This is a genomic window from Pseudophaeobacter sp. TrK17, from assembly GCF_042192375.1.
Classification (GTDB): domain Bacteria; phylum Pseudomonadota; class Alphaproteobacteria; order Rhodobacterales; family Rhodobacteraceae; genus Pseudophaeobacter.
In genome coordinates, this window is record NZ_CP071700.1 from 1,696,881 (window position 1) to 1,711,318 (window position 14,438).

Sequence of the window (14,438 nt, forward strand, 5' to 3'; positions counted from 1 at the left end):
ATGTCTGGCGCACGCATCCTGGGAAAGCGGTTTAGCGCAGTCTGCGCGGTTCAGCATGAAGCTGCCGATTGCGCGCATCTAGCGGCGGTGAAGCAATTGCACAGCAGAGTGTCTGCTCATAAGGTCCGGGGCATGAAACACTTGCTCCTCCTTCCTGCGGTGATCTGCGGTCTGGTATCTCCGGCCCTGGTTGCGGCGCATCCTCATATCTTTGTGGATACTGGGTTCACCCTGGGCTTTGATGAAGACAACCAATTGGTCGAGATCAAGGTCACCTGGCAATATGATGAATTCTATTCTCTTTTGATCACCGAGGATCTGTTTCTAGACAAGGATGGAGACGGTCAGCTTACCCCGGATGAACGTCAGCGTCTGATTGGGTTCGATACCAACTGGGATGAAGGCTTTAACGGAGATCTGGAAATTCGCGCTGGGGGGCAGCTCTTGGATCTGTCAGGCCCGATGCAAGCCGGCACCGACCTGATTGAGGGGCGGATCGTCAGCACCCATGTGCGGAAAATCGAGCCTCCCGTGCCGATGCAAGATGGGCCGTTTTCGATCAAGGCTTTTGATCCATCCTATTACACCGCCTATGAGATCAAGCTGCCAGTGACGGTGTCCGATCACCTGCAGGGGCTGTGCTTGCTGGAGCGGATCGAGCCGGATATCGCTGGCGGGTTGGCTTTGATGAAAGCCCAGCTGCTGCGGTTGAATGCCGATGCCGATCTGGAAGAGAATGACATTCCGCTGATGGGCGGTGAGTTTGCTACGGAGATCCTGGTCACATGCCCCGCATCCTAAAAGCCCTGGCTCTGGGCCTCGCCTGTCTTGCTCTGTGTCTGTGTATCTGGTGGCTGGCCCGGGGAAGCCTGGCGCCCTTGGGGGACTGGGCTGCGGCGCATCAACGCGACTTTCAAAACCGCATCGCCGGATCTTTACGGGCGCTGCGGGCAGGGGAGCCCGGCGCGATTATGGCCCTGATGCTGGTGTGTTTTGCCTATGGTTTTTTTCACGCCATCGGGCCGGGCCACGGAAAAATTCTGGTTGGCGGCTATGGATTGGCACGCAAGACGCCCTGGCTGCGTCTGGGCGGTGTGGCGCTGTTGTCCAGCCTGGGCCAGGCCGTTACGGCGATTGTCTTGGTCTATGGAGCCATTTCCCTGTTGCAGCTGGGCCGCGACAGCCTGATTGGAGTGGCGGAAAAGACGATGGCGCCTCTTAGCTATGGGGCCATTGCTGCGATTGGCCTATGGTTGCTTCTGGGGGGCGCGCGCAAGCTCTGGCGCGCCACCGGCGTTGGCTCTCAGGGGGGGCATGATCTGGGCGGTTCGACCGAACCAACGTCAGGTCATGGTCATTCGCACAGCCACAGTCACGACCACAATCACGACCATGGTACATCCGAGGTCTGTAGCGATTGTGGTCACCGCCATGGCCCCAGTCTGGAAGAGGTCAGCGGATTGCAGACCTGGCGCGAAGCCATGGTTCTGATTGCAGGCATTGCTGTAAGGCCCTGTACTGGTGCGCTTTTTGTTCTGGTCATCACTTGGCAGATGGGGATTGCCTTGGCTGGCATCGCTGGGGCCTTTGCAATGGCGCTTGGCACTGCTTTGGTGACGATCACGGTGGGGCTTGCCGCGCTTGGCCTGCGCGGTGGGGCCCTGGCTATTTTTGCCCGGTCCGGCCGCGCGGCGCAGATGGTGCCCATTCTGGAAATTGGCGCCGGCTTTCTGGTTGTGCTGGTCGCCTCTGGGCTTTTGTTCCGCAGTCTCGCCTAAAGTGGCTGAACCCCCTGGGGGCAGCGCGTTGTTTTGATCTGCAATCCTGGGCCTGCAATTTGATAGCCCCGAATAACTTATCTAAAGGCCTGGAATGATACTGCAAAAATCCCTTCCCTATAACCCGCTTGAAGAGGTGCCGCTGCCGGGGATCAAACCAATGGATCTTGCTGACTGGCTGCGCCCGGACGAGGCTTTTTCCGAGCAGCTGGCCTATCGGGCTGAGCTGTTGTCCAATCGCCGCGACAAGGTGCTGATGATGCATCCCGATGCGCAGAGCGCGGCGCAGGAGCTGTTGGACCTGGTGCTTCATCATCGCTATGGCGGTGCACGGGATCATGTGATCCGCCCGGATGGCGTGAGCGTCACGCTTGACTGGCAGCAGCCATTGGCGACGCTGGGGCAGATCTGTCAGGAAGATTTCTGTATTCTTGAACGCCCCGACGGCAGCCCAGAGCATATTTTGACCGGTGCGGTTCTGTGTTTTCCCGCCAGTTGGACGCTGGGCGAAAAGTTCATGCGGCCCCTGATCGGGATCCATGATACCGTCGACAGCTACGATAGCAAAATGGCATCACGGGTTCAGCGTCTGTTTGACGGGGTGCAGGTGGGGCGGCCTCTGTGGCGGTTTAATGCGCTCTGGTATCACTCGGCAGAGCTGCACGCCCCGCGTTCAGTACATGCCCCCCGAGACCAAAGTCATGGCCAGGACGCGCCCTATCTGCGCAGCGAGCAGCAGGTCATTCTACGCCTGCCCAAATGCCGTTCCGTGGTGTTTTCAATCCATACCTATATGGTGCATCGCGATGAGGTCATGGCTGAATGGGGCGCAGAGGGCGCAACCCGGTAGACACGGCTGAAATGGCTGGGAACGACAGATGAGGCGCAGGCTTGGGGGCCAAAACGACGGGGCCAGCCATGTTTATTGCCCGGCCCCGTCATCAATTTCTTGCCCCTGTCTAATGCTTTGCCTTGGCAGGAAAAGGGGGCGGTCTTAGTGTGGCAGTAATACCCGTGCTGCGGCCTGTACCATGCCAGAGCCGTGCAAGAACAGGATCGCCATCCCTGTCAACAATGCGCGTACAGAAAGCACCAGGTCGACACTGCGAATGGCATTTCCTGTCATTGAAAGAACCCAACGGGGCAGGGCAATAATCCAGTTGAGGCGGCTTTTGCCAAACACCGTCCGGTAGGAGGCATAGGGCGCTTCTGAGACAGGCAGTTTGCGCCATGTCTTTGCGCGCGGTTTGATGCGCCGGGGCGGGTCTTGAAGTGCGTCGCACTGTTGTTCCAGAACTGGAGTTGCCGCATCGGCAGAGCCAAACCGGGCTTGACCACGGGCGCGCTCGGCCTCGGCTTCCGCACGGGCTCGATCCGCCATCAACAGGCGCGATGTGGCGGCAGACAGGATTGGCCCTGGGGTGGGCTTGGCTGGCGCTGTTGTCACCACAGGCTGGGTCGTGCGGGATGCTGAGGCTGCTGTCTTTTGGGCGGTGGCTGCATCGGCCACAACCTGCTCCAGCAGTGTATCCGCCGCCAAAACTGCAGCCTTTGCATCGATGTCAACCATGGCCGCGGAGGCAAACATCTCTTTTGTGACAGGCGCTTCCATCGGGGCGAAGGCTCCGAGGAATTGATTTGGTGTCAGTGCTTTGTTGGTTTCTTGCCAGAAAATCAACAGAGGATTCAACGCTTCTGTCAACCGCTTCAAGATCATGGCGAGCAGAATTTCCGAGACCTCCTGATCACATGCATCAGGGAAACAGGGAGCCATTGCCAGCTCGATATAGGCCGTCGGCGCAGGAACGCCGGGCGGGGTGCGCACACCAAGCCGCAATGGGATACGGCGCAGGCGCAGGCTGATCTGGTAGTGGTCAGCGTCCAAGCCAATCCTGTGGGGATCGCGGGCATTGATCTGTAGTGCCGGATGGCCAAATTCTTCCAGCGTATCCAGCAGCTCTGTCAGTGCGAGTGTCAGTTTCTCTTCGCTGCGGTGTTCAAACCCCAGCTTGCCTTTGTATTGCTTAACCTGTGCCACCGTCAGGGTCCTCCATTCGGGGTGCTCTGTAGCAACAATACGCAGGGATCTGGCTCAAAAGTGAGGCGGAGAGAGACAATAGATGAAGAAAAATTCAGATTTCACTTCGCTGTTGTGCGAGGTTAAATTTTTGTTTTTTAACAAGTAATTAAAGGTTGTGGTTGACTTAATTTTTGCTGGAATGGGGCAACAAGTGGGCGCGGAATGGCCACTTTGATGCCGCATAGCCTACAATCCGCACCAAACGGTGGGATTGTTCCAGGCGGAAAAGTAATAGGGCCATTCTTGACGGTGGCTGGAGGCTCAGTCGCAACAGTGAACGCCCTATCTATGCGCGCCTTAAATCCCCCCAGGCTTTATCTGCAGCCAAAGGCCTCCGGCGCGCCGTCGATCTGCTAGTTGTCGATCTGACGCCCCATGATGGCAAGTGATTGCTGGTAGACTGTGGCGGCGTTCCACTCTTTCAGCACCCGGAAATTGGGCTGGCCCTGCTGGTAGCCCTTACCGCGTTTCCAGCCGCGTTTTTGCAAATAGCGCGCGGTTGAGGCGAGGGCGTCCTCCAAGTCATAGAAATTGACCCGCCCGTCGCGGTCCCAGTCGATACCGTATTTCAGCGCATTGCCGGGCAAAAACTGGGTATGCCCCAGCTCACCGTGTTTTGCCCCCAGGGTGGCCGAGGTGATGGCGCCCTGGTCCACCAGTTTCAACGCGCCCAAGGCATGGGGTTCAAAGAACTCAGAGCGGCGGCAATCATAGGTCAGGGTGACAATGGCCGAGACAATCTGACTATCCCCCATATAGTTGCCAAAGGCGGTTTCCATGCCATGGATGGCAATCAACACCCCTGCCGGAACGCCGTATTTGCGTTCCAGGGCGGCGTAGAAATCTCCATGGCGCGCCAGGCGTTTGCGGCCCTGGGCCACAATGGTGGCCGAGCCGCGGATCTGCATGAACTTTTCCAGACTATAGCGAAAGCTCTTTTGGTTGCGGTCTGCAGCAATGGTACGACGGGCATATTGCGCCTGCGCCAGGGCCTGCAGCCCGGCTGATTTCACCCCCGCACGGCGTGCGCGTTTGGCAAAATCCGCTTTCCAGGTGTCAAACCCGGCAGAGCTGTTGCCGCAGGGCGCAGCCATGGCGGGCGATGCAAAACTGGAGACACAAAGGGTCAGGGCGAGGGCGGCAGAGGCGATGAGGCGCATAATACTGATCCTGAAAACAAGCAAAACAATCGTGATCAGAGTCTAGCGGGCTGGCGGGCGAAGTCTAACGGGAAAACTGCGACCTGGGTCTCATTTCTGACGCGGGCCTTTTATGCAAAGGCACAGGCACAGGCACAGGTTAGGTAAAGGCACTGGCCGCTGATAGCGCCAACCCATCGGCCACCGCCGTCATGGCATTGCGGTTCTCCACCGTCGCATTGGGGCAGAGCTGGCGCAGCCCTGTTTCAAGCGAAGACAGCAGCGAAGAGCCACCCACCATCACCAGCCGGTCAATCCGGGTCGGGGCCACATCTGCGGCCTCTAGGGTCTCAGCGGCGCTCTCTGCGATCTGTGTCATCATTTTGGCCAGGCTTTGCTGCATCAGGTCTGGTGAAAGCGGTGCAGACAGGCCGCGTTCCAGAATGCGCAGGTCAATCCGGGGGGCTGCGCCATTCTCCCCATTGGCCCCGCTTACGCCATTGGTCTGGATCTTGCCGCGTTCCACCGCAAAGGCCAGATCATGCCCCAGTTCGTCTTCCAGAACGGAAACCAGCCGGTTCAGCTTTTGGGGTTCTACCGCATATTTTGCCAGCTCGCGCGCGGCACGGCGGCTGTCGGCAGCATAGAGAAAGGGGATCATCTGCCAGGTGGCCAGATCGTTGAACAACCGGTTGGGTGCGGGCAGGGTCTCTTTGCCAAAGGCATTGCGGATCTGGCTGCCGCGTCCCAACAGCGGCATCACGTGGTCTATGCTGATCTGGCGGTCAAAATCGGTGCCGCCCAGGCGCACCCCGTGCGAGCCCAGAATGCGGGTTGCACCGGTGGCGTCCTGCTCAAACAGGGTGAAATCCGAGGTGCCACCGCCGATATCGACAATCAGCCCCAGCCCCGCCGAGGGCCTTGCAGAGCGCACAGCGGCCTCAGGCTCATAGAGAAAGCGCACGTCCTCAAAACCCGCTGCCAAATAACAGTCGCGCAGGTCGACTTCGGCCTGGGCATCGCGGGCAGGATCATTGCTGTGAAAATGCACCGGGCGCCCCGACAGCGCGTGGGTGAATGTCTGGTGCGTCGCGGCCTCGGCGCGGGATTTCACCTCGGCCAGGAAGCGCGCGATGATCTGGATGAAATCTGTAACCTCGCCGTTGATCCGCCGTTCTTCGCGCAACAGGGGCGTGCCCAGCAGGCTTTTGAGCGCCCGCATGAACCGGCCCTCGTCGCCATTAATCAGCGCGCGGGTGGCTGAGCGTCCAATGCGCATGGGGCGTTTGGGTTCAAAAAACACTGCCGTGGGCAGGGTGGTTTCACCGGGTTCCATTTCCACCAGCCAGGGACGGTCGCCAACCGCAATCCCCGCCGCGGAGTTCGAGGTGCCAAAATCGATGCCCAGGGTGTTGGGGCAGGTAGCAGTGGCGGTCATGGTAGGGGCTCCTTTTGGGCGATGGAACGCGCCTATCTATAGGAGCCAACATATGGCTTCAAGAGGAAGGCGGTGAAATGGATCTAGCGTGGTTGAGGAGGGCGGTTCAAGCTCTTGTCATAGGGGTGCGATTGGGTAAGGTGCCCCGGAAAAAGGAGAAAAACCCCATGATCACAAAATCTGCGAAACTCTTATTGCCTATCGCTTGCTGCGCGTTGCTTGCGGCCTGTGGCGGTGTGCCTGCCAGTAACCAGATTTCGTTCGACGATGATGGCAATGGCCGCTTCAGCGGCAGCGCTGGCGCGGATTGGACGCCACAAGAAATTAAAACCCAGATTTCTGGCCACGCCTGTGGCAATGGCCCTATTGCGGATTTCCGGGTCTCTGTGTTGCCCTCGGCGCCAGAGTACACGATTTTTTCAGGGCGTTGTGCCTCAGGGGCAGAGGGACTGAGTGCGGCAAGAGGGCCGCAAAACCAGCTTCTCAGCAGGCCGACAGCACAAGCCCTGCCAGTCTCAACAGCGCCAGTGGTCACAACCGTTGGCAACAGTGCTGGTTGGGATGGATCGACCCCATTTGTGGATTGATGCAGCTTAGTCCGCGTCAGGCTGTGCGTCCTGCGGCCTGTCCGTGCTGGGCGAACCAAAGCGGACACAGAAAAAGGGCGCCCAGATGGGGCGCCCTTTCGAATTCTGTCTAACCCATAGGGATTAGCAGCTGTAGTACATGCCATACTCAACAGGGTGTGGCGTGTGCTCATAGGTCTGAACTTCTTCCATTTTCAGAGCGATATAGCCTTCGATCTGATCTTTGGTGAAGACGTCGCCCTGTGTCAGGAAGTCGTGATCGGCTTCCAGAGCTTCCAGCGCTTCGCGCAGGGAGCCACAGACGGTTGGGATATCGGCCAGCTCTTCTGCGGGCAGGTCATAGAGGTTTTTGTCCATGGCCTCACCGGGGTCGATCTTGTTCTTGATGCCGTCAAGACCAGCCATCAGCAGAGCTGCAAAGCACAGGTAGGGGTTGGCGGCCGGATCAGGGAAACGGGCTTCAACGCGCTTGGCTTTGGGGGATTCAGTCCATGGGATACGCACACAACCGGAGCGGTTACGGGCGGAGTAGGCACGCAGAACGGGGGCTTCAAAGCCAGGGATCAGACGCTTGTAGCTGTTGGTCGCTGGGTTGGTGAAGGCGTTCAGGGTCTTGGCGTGCTTGAGGATACCACCGATGAAATACAGGGCTTCATCCGAGAGATCCGCGTATTTGTCGCCAGCAAAGAGCGGCTTGCCGTCTTTCCAGATCGACATGTTCACGTGCATGCCGGTGCCGTTGTCGCCGTAGATCGGCTTGGGCATGAAGGTGGCGGATTTGCCGTAGGCGTGGGCCACGTTGTGGATCACGTATTTGTATTTCTGCAGCTCGTCGGCCTGTTTGGTCAGGCTGTCAAAGATCAGGCCCAGTTCGTGCTGACAGGAGGCAACCTCGTGGTGGTGCTTGTCCACTTTCATGCCCAGACGCTTCATAGTCGACAGCATTTCGGAGCGCAGGTCCTGAGACTCGTCGGTGGGGTTCACTGGGAAGTAACCACCTTTGAGGCCAGGGCGGTGGCCCATGTTGCCCATTTCGTATTCGGTGTCGGTGTTCCAGGAGGCGTCTGTTGCGTCGACCTCGTAAGAAACCTTGTTGATCGAGTTGGAGTAACGCACGTCGTCGAACAGGAAGAATTCTGCTTCAGGACCCATGTAGGCCACGTCACCAATGCCGGAAGACTTGAGGTAGGCTTCAGCTTTCTGGGCCGTGCCGCGTGGGTCACGCTCATAGGCTTCGCCGGTGTCGGGCTCAACGATGGAACAATGGATGCAGATGGTTTTTTCGGCGTAGAACGGATCTACATAGGCGGAGGTGGTGTCTGCCATCAGTTTCATGTCGGAGTTTTCGATCGATTTCCAGCCGGCGATCGAGGAGCCGTCGAACATGAAGCCTTCTTCGAGGAAGTCTTCGTCAACCAGGTCCACGTCCACGGTGACGTGCTGCAGCTTGCCGCGCACATCTGTAAAGCGGATGTCGACATAGGCGGCATCTTCGTCTTTGATCATCTGGAGAACTGCGTCTGTGCTCATTCCCTTGGTCCTTCTGATTTTAATGTCAGGTAATTCTGTTTACAGCGCGTCCGTGCCGGACTCGCCGGTACGGATACGGATCGCTTGCTCGACGGGAGAGACAAAAATCTTACCGTCGCCAATCTTGTCGGTTTTGGCAGCATCAATGATGGCTTCAATGGCAGCATCGACCTGATCGGCCTCTAGCACTACCTCGATTTTCACCTTGGGCAGGAAGTCGACAACATATTCTGCACCGCGGTACAGTTCGGTATGGCCTTTTTGGCGGCCAAAACCTTTGACTTCGATGACGGAGAGGCCCTGCACGCCTACATCCTGTAGCGCTTCCTTCACCTCGTCCAGTTTGAACGGCTTGATGATGGCTTCGATCTTTTTCATGCCTTGGGCTCCTCACAACCTTGTCGAAACTTCTCAGATCATTTCTTATCAGTGACGACAATGCGCTGTGCTGTCTCAGGGGGAGCGCGCTGGTCGATTTGAAGGCGAATGATTAAAAGATAGGCCGTCCGCACAAAAAATGTGCAGAAGTGAATCGTCAGATCTTTGGGAGAAGGAGGCCCTGGATGATGGAACTGCTAACTGCGGCCCAGATGCGCGCCATTGAACATGAGGCCATCGAGTCGGGGGAGGTTACCGGGCTGGACCTGATGGAGCGCGCTGGCGCCGGCGTGTTCGCGGCCATCTTTGAGGAGTGGCCGGAGCTGGAAAGGGTTGGGCAAGAGGGCGGCCCAGAAGGGGGCGCTGCCCCCGATCCTGGGGATCCCCCCCGAGGTATTTTGGGCAAGATGAAAGCCCTGGTGCTTTGTGGGCCTGGAAACAATGGTGGTGATGGCTTTGTCGTGGCGCGATTGTTGCAGGCGCGGGGCTGGCAAGTGGATGTTTTTCTTTATGGAAACCCGATCGATCTGCCGCCGGATGCTGCAGGACACTATCGCAGATGGGCCGCGGTGGGTGAGGTAAGGGCCTGGAATGACAGGGAAATAAGGGATTTATACGAGGGGGATGACGAAAGCCGTTTTCTGGTTGTAGACGCTCTTTTTGGGACTGGACTGACGCGGCCTATGCCGGATGATACTGCTGAGACGTGGCGCGGATTTATGCCATTGCCATTTGTCAGCGATGGGCGTGATCCTGGCGGGGATCGTTTTGTGGCGATCGATTTTCCCAGCGGAATGTGCAGTGATAGCGGCAAGGATTTCGGGGCTTTTCCGACCCATCTCACGGTGACATTTCACGCCGCCAAGATTGGCCATTACATGTCTCAGGACTCTGGCAGTCATGGTGGTTCTGATAACTGTGGCAGGCTACGTGTTGTAGATATTGGCATAAAAAAGACCGCCGCCAAAGGGCGCGTGACCCTGGTAGAGGGGGGCGGAGTGTTGGGCCAAACGAAGCGAGGGGGGCACAAATATAACCATGGTCACGCCCTTGTTCTGTCGGGCGGGCATGGCAAAACTGGTGCTGCACGGCTGGCGGCACGTGGTGCGTTGCGGGTTGGTGCTGGGCTGGTGACACTGGGGTCGCCGCGTTCGGCGATGTTTGAAAATGCAGCCCAGCTGACAGCGATCATGCTGCATCAGATTGATGGCGCTCATGGGGTGGGTGAGCTGCTGGAAGACAAGCGGCTCAATGCGTTGTGTCTTGGGCCGGGGTTGGGGCGCGGCATGGATACCCAGGCGGTAGTGATTGCGGCTTTGAAAGCGCAGCGCGCCACCGTTCTGGATGCCGATGCGCTCACCCGGTTTGAGAGAAACCCACAGGTGTTGTTTGATCTACTGCATGAGCAATGCGTGCTCACACCGCATGGGGGTGAGTTTGCAAAACTCTTCCCGGATTTGGCGGCAAAACTTGCGCAGAGGCCGCAAACCGGCCCGGCCTATTCGAAGGTGGATGCCACCCGCGAGGCTGCGGCGCGCGCGGGGTGTGTGGTCTTGTTCAAGGGGGCTGATACGGTGATCGCAGATCCCACGGGGCGCTGTTCGGTGAATTCGGCGCAGTATGACAGGGCGGCGCCATGGCTGGCGACTGCCGGGGCGGGGGATGTTTTGGCTGGATTTATCACCGGGCTTTTGGCGCGCGGCATGTTGCCAAAGGCCGCAGCGGAGGCCGGAGCCTGGTTGCACGTGGAATGCGCGCGAGAATTTGGGCCCGGCCTGATCTCTGAAGATTTGCCAGAGCAGCTTCCAGCCGTGTTGAGGCGGCTGGAACGGGACGGCTAACTGAGTGATCCGGTGGACTGTGGTTGGGCGCAGAGGGAGGCCTTGGCGGTGGCAACTTCCAACCCGCCAGCATAGATGACATTGGGGCGGCTAAAGCGCAGAACGGTCAGCGTCATCTCATGCGGGCCGAGGTCACAGATGAACTCCCCATCGACCAGAGAGCCTGCCCGGGCCAAGGCCTGGGGAGAGCCAAAAATGGCTTTGGCCCGCCAGTCGCGCAGCAATACCTGCTGGTCGGCAGGCAGGATTAGGTCACAGTCCGGGCGGCTGTCCCCAAGCGAGCCGGGGGCAAACCAAATGGCGTTGCTGGTGCAGAGAAACTGCTCTACTGCCAAACAGCGTACCAGCCCCAGATCGCGCGAGATGATGTCGTCGCCGGGCTGAATTGACTCGGCCCTGCAGTCGCCCTGCCGCGTCAGCAACTGGGTTCCGGGTAGAAAACCGATAGATGAGGTCTGATCAGGGGAGGATTGGCGTGGGCGCAGGGGCGCAGATTCAATTTTTACCCCCGCAGGCCCTAGGGCTTGCGATGTCATGATATTCTACTCTTTTTCTGCCTCAGTTTTTTTAAACCAGGCTAGGGGAGATCAATGAACAGGTCGCGTTCTTTCTTTTTGGTGCGTGCATAATACACGCATTTTTTCCAGATTGTTGCGCTCATGCATTGTTGTGATTTTGATGAAAATAGCGCTCGCATCCGGATGCAACCTTTGCTATCCACCGCGACACGCAACAAGTGATTTGCGAAACGTGCGGGTGTGGCGGAATTGGTAGACGCACCAGATTTAGGTTCTGGCGCCGCGAGGCGTGGGGGTTCGAGTCCCTTCACCCGCACCATCGACTTAGGTTGAACCCCTTTATTTCATTGGCTATCAAGCGCTTGCGTTGTTGTTCCGGGACACATTCTGGGACACTTCGAGGACACTTACATGGCCGTGACAATGAAGCTGAAGTATATCGACGAACTGAGCGGAGGTCGGAAAAGGTTCCGCAGGCGTTGGCCGAAGGACGTGGCCGAGGTCAGGGGAGAAACCTTCTGCCAGAAGCCCCTCAAAGCCCGCTCAGGCCCCGCTATGGTCACCGAGTGGGAAACCCTATCGGCCGAGTTTGAGGCCGTTGTAGCGGCGCACAGGCGCTCTGTGGAGGAACGTGAGAGCATGTCTCCCCGCGTCCTCTGGCAGGAAGCTCAGCAGGAAGCACAACGGTTGCTTGAAGGTGCCCACGGTGGTGATGAGGTGGTTCGGAGGGAGCTGGCGGAGGACATCGCCCAGCGCCAAGGCGACCCTATGCTCTACAAGGCCGTTATCCAGCCCGAAGCAGCCCCGCCAGCATACACTCTCGCAGATGCCTTCGACCTCTATGAGCGGGAGAAGATCGACGAAAGCCAAGGGCGTGGTCCGAGGAACAGGCTTGCGCGAGTGAGGAGAAAGGCGGAGCAAGCGTTGGGTAAGCTGTCCAAGCTGCCGATTGCAGACCTTCGCAGGCAGCACGGTAGGAAGCTCCTCGATCATCTCCAGTCATCAACCACATCCACCGGCAACCCCCTGTCATCGGGGACGGTGCGGCGGGAGCTTGATCTGGTGAGGGCTTTGACCGAGTTGGCCTTGGTCGAGTTCGATCTGGTCGGCGCTGTCGCCAATCCCTTTCGCAAGCTGGAAGTCAAAACCAGCGGTGCAGCTCCTACGGTGGAACGAAACGCCCGCCTTCCGTTGCCCGATACAGTTATCTCTCAGGTGCGCGAGCGGCTATCGCGTAGCAAGCGCCCTGAGTTGCTGTTGATCTGGCGACTTCTGGAAGGCACCGGCTGCCGCCCTAGCGAAATCTCTGGGCTGAGGCTGGAAGATGTGAAGATCGACCACGAAACACCCCACATCCACGTCACATGGCACGAAGACAGGCGCATAAAGACCAAGGCAAGTCACCGTTTGGTCCCCCTCGCAGGAGATGCTCTGGAAGCCGCGCAGGAGGCCGTAAAGCTGGCAGAGGGTGGAACCCTGCTCTTCCCCCACTATGCCCGCGAGGGAGGCGCTGAGCGGCTCTCTGCGGCCCTGAACAAACATGTGAGGGCTGTGACGGATGATAGGCGGCATGTGGTCTACAGCCTCCGCCACAACTTCAAGGATAAGCTCATCGAAGCTGGTGCAGACCCCCGGATTGAACACCGTATCATGGGCCATTCGGCAGGGAACCTTGGGGACCGGGTGTATGGCAGCGAAGAGGCTTGGCTGAAGGCGGCTGCGGAGGTTGTGCGGAGGGCTGTGGGGTGATGTGAGGCCAACTCTCTTAGCGAGGGGTAGGGAAGACCCATGGAAATTCCATGGGACATAAGGAGCACCCTGATTTCATCTCAGGGACCTCCGTGGCCACCTACAGTTTCAACGGAATGGACCTGAGGGTTGTCGAGATCGACGGCGAGCCGTGGTTCGTGGCGAAGGACGCCGGGATGGTGCTCGTGAACAGCGAAGCTGTCCGCTTGCGCGGGGTCACCCAGTATCTCACCCATCTCGACGCTTCCGAGAAGCAGACAAAAACAGCGGCGGAACTTCGTTCCCTTGGTCTGCCCAAGGGGAGCACGGGGAACCGCGCAATGGTCCTCATCTCCGAGAGCGGACTCTACAAGCTGGTGATGCGCAGCGACAAGAAGGAAGCCAAGCAGTTCCAAGATTGGGTGACCCGCGAGGTGCTGCCTTCCATCCGCAAGACGGGCACCTACACCATGCCCGGCGCGCGAAAACACAAGATGTTGTGGTTTGGCGAGCTGCGCGGGGAATAACCCACACCTCCGGATAAAGAGGCGTTTTGCCGTAGCGGGCGTGCGCTGGCGTTGGCGGAGGCGATGAACTGTTCTTTCGTGTCGAGTGATCGACCGACCCATGAAAACTCAAACGAAAGATACGATCATGAACGCAATCACAAATATCATCTCCGAAACCCAAGCCTTCGACTTCAACGCCAAGCAGGTCCGCGTGGTGAGCCGCGACGGTTCCCCGTGGTTTGTTGCGAAGGATGTTTGCGACGTGCTGGGCATTGTGAACCCTACCCGCGCGGTTGCCTCTCTGGATCGAGATGAAAAGGAGCTTCACACTGTGAAGGGCCTTGGCGGCGCGCAATCCACGAACATCATCTCCGAAAGCGGTCTTTACGCCCTCATCTTCCAGAGCCGCAAAGCTGAAGCGAAAGCCTTCCGCAAGTGGGTCACCTCCACGGTCCTGCCATCAATCCGCAAAACAGGCTCCTACGTTGCCGGTGAGGAACGTCTTGACCCCACCGCCCCGGATTACATGGAACGTCTTCACGAGCTGCTGCTCGAAGCGAAGGAACGCAAGATTGCAGCGCAGGCTGCCGAGATCGAAGCCCTGACGCCCAAGGCCGATGACCACGACAAACGCTTTGAGCGTGTCGATCTGGTCGGACTGACCGAGTATGCCAAGCAAGTGGGCCTGCGCCCGAACAAGTTCTGCAAGGTGCTCCGCCAGATGGGTTATCTCTACTCCCGTGGTCGGGCAACGAACATGCCCAGCGCCCAGTATGCCGACAAGTTCTTTGAGCGCCGCGATACTGTTGCAGGCTTTGGCCAGACTATGCTGACCGAAGAAGGCGTTATTCACTTCAATGAGCTGATGAACGCTGGAGTGTTTGACGACATCAAAACCAAGGCGTGAGCAGC

Annotated in this window: 13 protein-coding genes and 1 tRNA gene; 8 read left to right on the plus strand and 6 right to left on the minus strand. The window is 58.4% G+C overall.

Annotation, left to right across the window (positions count from 1 at the left end; translation table 11 throughout):
• Positions 1–132 precede the first annotated feature (132 nt).
• The 3 genes from JZI28_RS07915 to JZI28_RS07925 all read left to right on the plus strand — a co-directional run bounded on the left by JZI28_RS07915 (position 133) and on the right by JZI28_RS07925 (position 2,628).
• Positions 133–801, plus strand: a complete 669-nt coding sequence (locus JZI28_RS07915; RefSeq protein WP_375699778.1) for a DUF1007 family protein — start codon at positions 133–135, stop codon at positions 799–801.
• Positions 786–1,778 (plus strand): nickel/cobalt transporter, encoded by a 993-nt coding sequence (locus tag JZI28_RS07920; protein ID WP_375699779.1) that lies wholly within the window; start codon positions 786–788, stop codon positions 1,776–1,778. The genes JZI28_RS07915 and JZI28_RS07920 overlap by 16 nt, the downstream gene beginning before the upstream one ends.
• Before the next feature lie 94 nt (positions 1,779–1,872).
• The gene (locus JZI28_RS07925) at positions 1,873–2,628 is read left to right on the plus strand and encodes a DUF3445 domain-containing protein (RefSeq protein WP_375699780.1); all 756 of its coding nucleotides are present in this window, start codon (positions 1,873–1,875) and stop codon (positions 2,626–2,628) included.
• Positions 2,629–2,772: 144 nt separating this feature from the next.
• Here the strand turns inward: JZI28_RS07925 and JZI28_RS07930 are convergent, their stop codons facing one another.
• From JZI28_RS07930 to JZI28_RS07950, 5 genes are all read right to left on the minus strand, one after another.
• Positions 2,773–3,816 carry a hypothetical protein gene (locus tag JZI28_RS07930; protein ID WP_375699781.1) on the minus strand — a complete coding sequence of 348 codons (1,044 nt, stop codon included), beginning with the start codon at positions 3,814–3,816 and terminating at the stop codon, positions 2,773–2,775.
• Between the two features lie 395 nt (positions 3,817–4,211).
• Complete coding sequence (locus tag JZI28_RS07935) at positions 4,212–5,018, minus strand: lytic transglycosylase domain-containing protein (protein WP_375699782.1); 807 nt, start codon at positions 5,016–5,018, stop codon at positions 4,212–4,214.
• Positions 5,019–5,157: 139 nt separating this feature from the next.
• A complete protein-coding gene (locus tag JZI28_RS07940) occupies positions 5,158–6,435 on the minus strand; it encodes an Hsp70 family protein (RefSeq protein WP_375699783.1) in 1,278 nt (425 codons plus the stop codon).
• Positions 6,436–7,145: 710 nt separating this feature from the next.
• Positions 7,146–8,552, minus strand: coding sequence for a type I glutamate--ammonia ligase (gene glnA, locus JZI28_RS07945; RefSeq protein WP_295452624.1), 1,407 nt, complete (start codon positions 8,550–8,552; stop codon positions 7,146–7,148).
• Positions 8,553–8,591: 39 nt separating this feature from the next.
• The gene (locus JZI28_RS07950; RefSeq protein ID WP_009808533.1) at positions 8,592–8,930 is read right to left on the minus strand and encodes a P-II family nitrogen regulator; all 339 of its coding nucleotides are present in this window, start codon (positions 8,928–8,930) and stop codon (positions 8,592–8,594) included.
• Positions 8,931–9,115: 185 nt separating this feature from the next.
• On the opposite strand from JZI28_RS07950, the gene JZI28_RS07955 reads away from it, so the two are divergent.
• Positions 9,116–10,771, plus strand: a complete 1,656-nt coding sequence (locus JZI28_RS07955; protein WP_375699784.1) for an NAD(P)H-hydrate dehydratase — start codon at positions 9,116–9,118, stop codon at positions 10,769–10,771.
• On the opposite strand, the gene JZI28_RS07960 is transcribed toward JZI28_RS07955, so the two are convergent.
• Entirely contained in the window at positions 10,768–11,307 is a 540-nt protein-coding gene (locus tag JZI28_RS07960) for a Hint domain-containing protein (protein WP_375699785.1), read from the minus strand. The two genes, JZI28_RS07955 and JZI28_RS07960, sit on opposite strands and share 4 nt — an antisense overlap.
• A 216-nt stretch (positions 11,308–11,523) precedes the next feature.
• On the opposite strand from JZI28_RS07960, the gene JZI28_RS07965 reads away from it, so the two are divergent.
• From JZI28_RS07965 to JZI28_RS07980, 4 genes are all read left to right on the plus strand, one after another.
• Positions 11,524–11,608, plus strand: a tRNA-Leu gene (locus JZI28_RS07965).
• A gap of 92 nt (positions 11,609–11,700) precedes the next feature.
• Positions 11,701–13,038: a tyrosine-type recombinase/integrase gene (locus JZI28_RS07970; RefSeq protein ID WP_375699786.1), complete on the plus strand. Its 1,338-nt coding sequence runs from the start codon at positions 11,701–11,703 to the stop codon at positions 13,036–13,038.
• A 50-nt stretch (positions 13,039–13,088) separates the two neighbouring features.
• The gene (locus JZI28_RS07975; RefSeq protein WP_375699787.1) at positions 13,089–13,544 is read left to right on the plus strand and encodes a Bro-N domain-containing protein; all 456 of its coding nucleotides are present in this window, start codon (positions 13,089–13,091) and stop codon (positions 13,542–13,544) included.
• 127 nt (positions 13,545–13,671) lie between these two features.
• Positions 13,672–14,433 (plus strand): BRO family protein, encoded by a 762-nt coding sequence (locus tag JZI28_RS07980; protein WP_375699788.1) that lies wholly within the window; start codon positions 13,672–13,674, stop codon positions 14,431–14,433.
• Positions 14,434–14,438: the final 5 nt, after the last annotated feature.